The sequence below is a fragment of the Saccharomonospora iraqiensis subsp. paurometabolica YIM 90007 genome, assembly GCF_000231035.2.
In the GTDB taxonomy this organism is placed as follows: Bacteria; Actinomycetota; Actinomycetes; order Mycobacteriales; family Pseudonocardiaceae; genus Saccharomonospora; species Saccharomonospora paurometabolica.
The window spans coordinates 5,492-9,615 of sequence record NZ_KI912204.1; the positions used below are offsets into that span (position 1 = coordinate 5,492).

A 4,124-nucleotide genomic window follows, 5' to 3' on the forward strand; every position below is an offset into this window, starting at 1 on the left:
CGCGCGGCGCGCGGGCGGATCGATCTGCGGCGCACGCTGCGCCGGTCGATGGCCACCGGCGGGGTGCCGATGCGGCCGGTGTTGCGACGGCGTGGTCCGCACCGGCCGGAGCTGGTGCTGCTGTGTGACCTGTCCGGGTCGGTTGCCGGGTTCGCGCAGTTCACCCTGCTGTTGATCCAGGCGTTGTCCGACCAGTTCAGCAAGGTGCGCAGTTTCGCGTTCGTCGGGGTCACCGACGAGGTGACCGACCTGGTGCGGGCCGGCAGTGAGGACCCGCGCAACCTCGCGGTGCGGGTGCTGTCGCAGGCGCGGGTGACGACCTGGGGAAGTAACAGTGACTACGGCGGGGCGTTGGACTCGTTCGTGGCCGGGTGGCCGGACGCGGTGGGGCCGCGTACGAGCGTGCTGATCCTCGGGGACGGCCGCACCAACGGGGGTGATCCGAACCTGCCCGTGTTGCGGGAGGTGGCGGCCGCGGCGCGGCACGTGTACTGGCTCAACCCGGAGCCGGAGAACCTGTGGGGAACCGGTGACTCGGCGGCCCACCACTACGCGCGGGTGGTGCCGATGCACGAGTGCCGCAACGTGCGGCAGCTGTCCCGGCTGATCACGGAGCTGATGCCCGCCGGGTGAGCCGCGCGGGCGGGTGCCGGGTCACCCGGCGAGCCGGTCGCGCAGCCGGGACAGCTCGTCCGGGTCGAGGGTGATGTCGAGCTCGCGCAGGGTCGCGTCGAGTCGCTCCGGGGGGACGGGCACCCGCTCGGTGGGGCGGCCGTCGGGGTGGGTGGTGTGCAGTTCGGTGCCGACGAGGCGGCGGCAGCGGCCGGGTTCGAGGCGCATCACCACCGGGCGGCCGGTGAACGGGGAGTCCGGGTGGGTGGCGATGTAGTGGTTGCCGACGGTGTAGTCGACCGGGCGCTGCGGGGTGGTGTCGAAGGCGTGCAGGGCCCTCCAGCCGTCGTCGGTGTGCTGCTCCAGGCGCCAGGTGCGGCCGTCGGCGCGTAGCCGGTGGGGCCAGCCGGCCTGGTCGACGACGTGCCCGTCGCGCAGCGGCATCGGGTGCAGCACACCGGAGCCGAAGCCGACGTCGACGAGGTGGTCGACGTCGTCGACGCGGGTCAGCAGGATCACGTGGGTCTGCGGGCCGGGGTGGTCGGGTTGGACGCGGGCCACGCCGCGCACGACCGGGTAGCCGAGCCGCTGCAGCACGGCGGCGAACAGCAGGGCGTGTTCGTAGCAGTAGCCGCCGCGGGGCCGGTGCACGAGCTTCGCGGTGATCGAGGCCAGGTCGAGGGCCGGGGTGCGGCCGAGCACGACGTCGAGGTTCTCGAACGGGATGGTGCGCACGTGGGCCTCGTGGAGCGCGCGCAGCCCCTCCGTCGACGGTGCGGCGGGGGTGTGTGCGAAGCCGATGCGGGCGAGGTAGGCGTCGAGGTCGAGCGCGTCGACGCCCCATTCGTCGGTGTCGGTGGGTGCCGGGGTGGGTGCGGTGGTGGTCATGGCGTCAGCGTCACACCTGCAGTGCGGTGGAGGTCAATTCGGGCGGCGCGGCGGCGGGGTGCGGCGGGCCACACTCCCGAGCATAGTTGCATCACACAACTTTTTTCGTTAGCTTAGGAAAAGATTTCCGGTCCGTGAAGGGAGTCCCGCCACGTCCGCGCCCGAGCGCCCCCCGTCCGGCGCCGAAGCCCCGCCGCCGCACGCGGGGCAGCCGCCCGAGCGGCCGATGTCGCACCGGCAGGTGCTCAAGGCGTTCACCGGGCTGTTGCTCGCGCTGCTGGTGGCGATCCTGTCGTCGACCGTCGTCTCCAGCGCGCTGCCCACGATCCTGGCCGACCTGGACGGCACGCAGAGCCAGTACGCGTGGGTGGTCACCGCGATGCTGCTGACCTCCACCGCCACCACCCCGATCTGGGGCAAGCTGGCCGACCTGTTCAGCAAGAAGGTGCTGTACCAGGTCGCGATCGTGATCTTCACGCTCGGGTCGGTGCTCGGTGGGTTCGCGCTGACCATGCCGCAGCTCATCGGGTTCCGCGCCCTGCAGGGCATCGGCATGGGCGGACTGCAGGCGCTCATCCAGGCCGTGATGGCGGCGATGATCACCCCGCGGGAGCGCGGCCGCTACGCCGGCTACATCGGCGCCACCTTCGCCGTGGCCACCACCTCCGGACCGCTGATCGGCGGGCTCATCGTGGACTCCCCGCTGGGCTGGCGGTTCACGTTCTGGGTCGGCGTGCCCATCGCCGTGGCCGCGTTCGTCGTGCTCGGCCGCACCCTGAAACTGCCCGTCGTCAAACGTGACATCAAGATCGACTGGCTGGGTGCGCTGCTGCTGGTGTCCGGGGTGACCCTGCTGCTGGTGTGGTTCTCCCTCGCGGGGCAGGACTTCGCGTGGCTCTCGCCCACCACCGGCTGGCTCGTCGGCGGCGCACTGGCGCTGCTGGCGCTGGCCGTGTTCGTCGAGACCCGGGTCAGCGAACCCGTGGTGCCGCTGCGGCTGTTCCGCGACCGCACCTTCACCCTCGCCATCGTCGGCTCGCTGGCCGTGGGCACCGCCATGTTCGGCGGTGCGGTGTTCCTCGTGCAGTACTTCCAGATCGCCCGCGGCTACTCCCCCACGGTGGCCGGGCTGCTCACCCTGCCGATGGTCGGCGGGATGGTCGCCTCCTCCACCATCACCGGCCGCATCGTGTCCCGCACCGGCCGCACCAAACCGTTCCTCGTGGCCGGGTCGCTGGTGCTGCTCACCGGGCTGTCCCTGCTCTCCACCGTCGACCACACCACCAACCTCGGGTGGATGGGCGTGTTCCTCGCGCTGATGGGCACCGGCGTCGGCTCGATGATGCAGAACCTCGTGCTGGCCGCGCAGAACACCGTCGGCATGCGCAACGTCGGCGCCGCCACCGCCACCGTCACCTTCTTCCGCACCCTCGGCGGCTCCGCCGGCGTGTCCGTGCTGGGTGCGGTGCTCGCCATGCGCGTGGCCGACCACATCACCAGCACCCTCACCGCCCGCGGCCTGCCCGTCGGCGACGCCCTCAACGGCGGGGGCGGAACCCTCGACGTCGACGCGCTGCCCCCGCCCGTGCGGGAGGTCGTGCGCGCCGCCTACGGCCACGCCACCGGCACCCTGTTCCTCATCGCCGCCTGCGCGGCCCTGGTCACCGTCGTCGCCGTCGCCTTCATCCGGGAACAACCCCTGCGCGAGACCCTCGACCTCGACGACCACGACGGCACGACACCGCCCGCGCCGCACACCCCCACCACCGAGCCCGCGGCCACCACACCCGACCCCGCGGCGGCCGCGGGGGACGAGCCGGTCACCACCGCCCGCCGCGCCTGAACCGCGCACCCCACCCACCGACCGACTGGTCCGGTCGGGTGACACGTGCCCATGGCCCCCGCGCGTCCATCCCCGTGGTCGTTACCGTCGGCCACCGCATCGCCCCGGGCCGCCCCCCGGGGCGGCCACACCACTGGGGAACGCGCCACGACCGTGTGAGCACCGGGAGCCACCCGGCCGGACGGGCGCGCGACGACCGGGAGGTCACCGGCACGACATGGTCTCCGTGACGCCACGACCACGCCGCCGCCCACGACCACGCCGCGGCGCCCTGCTCACCGCACTCGGCGCCGCCGTGGCGCTGTGCGTGCCGGTGGCCGGCACCGCCACCGCCCAGGTCGGCGACCTCGGCGACTACGAGGCCGACGGGGTGCACCTGCGCACCGGCCCCGGACCCTCCCACCCCAGCGTCGGGCTCGGCTACCGCGGCCAGCGCACCTGCATGTTCCACTACGAACAGGGACCGTCGGGCAGCATGCACGTGTGGTGGTACAACCTCAACTGGACCACCTACGTGTTCGGCTACACCCGCAACGACCTGATCCGCGTCGATCTCCCGTACGAGACCTGCGCCTACACCTGACGGCGCCACACGCGCCGACGGGAACAGCCGAACCGCACCGAGGAGGCCACCACCGTGACCCCCGACGAGACCCCCACCCCCACCGGGGACGACGGACCCGACCACCCGGACACGGCCCCGCGCACACCCCGCCGCCGACGGGTGCTGGTCCCGGTCACCGCCGCGCTCGGCGTGGCGGCCGTCACCGCGGCGACCCTC

At 72.9% G+C, this 4,124-nt stretch carries 4 protein-coding genes; 3 read left to right on the forward strand and 1 reads right to left on the reverse strand.

All coding sequences use genetic code 11. The features are described 5' to 3' along the window. Positions 1–633: VWA domain-containing protein (locus SACPADRAFT_RS0203070; protein ID WP_007026728.1), on the forward strand; the 633-nt coding region annotated here is incomplete at its 5' end. A gap of 21 nt (positions 634–654) precedes the next feature. Here SACPADRAFT_RS0203070 and SACPADRAFT_RS0203075 read toward each other — a convergent pair. After that, entirely contained in the window at positions 655–1,500 is an 846-nt protein-coding gene (locus SACPADRAFT_RS0203075; protein ID WP_007026729.1) for an arylamine N-acetyltransferase family protein, read from the reverse strand. Between the two features lie 226 nt (positions 1,501–1,726). On the opposite strand from SACPADRAFT_RS0203075, the gene SACPADRAFT_RS25300 reads away from it, so the two are divergent. Together SACPADRAFT_RS25300 and SACPADRAFT_RS0203085 are read left to right on the forward strand one after the other, a co-directional pair. After that, a complete protein-coding gene (locus tag SACPADRAFT_RS25300; protein ID WP_007026730.1) occupies positions 1,727–3,343 on the forward strand; it encodes an MDR family MFS transporter in 1,617 nt (538 codons plus the stop codon). A 217-nt stretch (positions 3,344–3,560) separates the two neighbouring features. Further along, positions 3,561–3,926 (forward strand): SH3 domain-containing protein, encoded by a 366-nt coding sequence (locus tag SACPADRAFT_RS0203085; RefSeq protein WP_007026731.1) that lies wholly within the window; start codon positions 3,561–3,563, stop codon positions 3,924–3,926. The last annotated feature ends 198 nt before the right edge of the window (positions 3,927–4,124 follow it).

Coding starts and splice junctions, on each gene's coding strand:
- SACPADRAFT_RS0203075 (WP_007026729.1), bottom strand. CDS start 1,500: ATGACCACCACCGCACCCACCCCGGCACCCACCGACACCGACGAATGG.
- SACPADRAFT_RS25300 (WP_007026730.1), top strand. CDS start 1,727: ATGTCGCACCGGCAGGTGCTCAAGGCGTTCACCGGGCTGTTGCTCGCG.
- SACPADRAFT_RS0203085 (WP_007026731.1), top strand. CDS start 3,561: ATGGTCTCCGTGACGCCACGACCACGCCGCCGCCCACGACCACGCCGC.